Raw genomic sequence first — 902 nt, forward strand, 5'->3', positions numbered from 1 at the left:
CCTTCTTTGCCTTTCATCGTGTAAGCCGAAGAGGTGCCACGATACCAAGTGTCATCATCAACCTTTACCCAGCGGTATCCATCAAATATTTCTAATCGTTGGACTCTCTCACCTTTTGGCGCATCGGCTTGATAGTCAAAGTTCAGATTGTACGTATATGGGTAACTGCCTGACCCAGTGCCTTCTACGCCGTTGTTTAGTGCGTTATTGATTGCACCTTCTAAAGCTCGACGAATAACCGCACCTTTCACATCGTAAAACCCGATCGGTACGGCAAAAGGCAATAATCGTCCGGCAACATCTGCCACTGTAATATCACCTGGATTGAGTGAAGTACGAACGCCACCTGCATTATGAATTGCAAATTGAACGTTGTGCCCGCGTTTATTTAAGCTATGAAGGAAAGAGCGAGCGACCGCACCGGCAAGTTCACTTCCGCCCAGCTCATCCGGAATACGGACATGACGCTTTTTGCTTTCCACATGAGCGATCACCTGCGATTGCAAGGCACGCACGCGAGGTATGTATTTATCTCTCAAAATAGCTTGAGTTTCTGGGTGTTTCTTACAGACCACAACATTTGGTTGGCCGTGAATAAAATAACAAGCGGTTTCAAATACACCTTGGTCCAATTGTTGATTCAATGTTGAATCCCAGAAAATACGGCGTCCTAACAGTAATTCATTTTGACCATTCAACATGGTTGCTTGGCCATTCTCGTCAAACTCAAGCACACAATGGCCCATGGTCAGAGCATGAAAACCGGCTTGCACAACGTAGGTTCCATTTACTTTGATACCATAAGGATCATCTTCACCCAAACCAATCGCAGTAAAGTCACCTTGCAAACGGTGGCTATGACCACCCACGATGATACCGATGCCTTCCACTTGCTCTGCAAG

The 902-nt window shown here is 46.1% G+C and carries 1 protein-coding gene; it reads right to left on the minus strand.

Features of this window, described 5'->3' with window-relative positions:
• A partial coding sequence (locus R7Z49_RS23930; protein ID WP_318112215.1) for a bifunctional metallophosphatase/5'-nucleotidase occupies positions 1 to 902 on the minus strand: 902 nt, incomplete at both ends.

This window comes from Vibrio sp. 1562 (genome assembly GCF_033340155.1).
GTDB classification, from domain to species: domain Bacteria; phylum Pseudomonadota; class Gammaproteobacteria; order Enterobacterales; family Vibrionaceae; genus Vibrio; species Vibrio alginolyticus.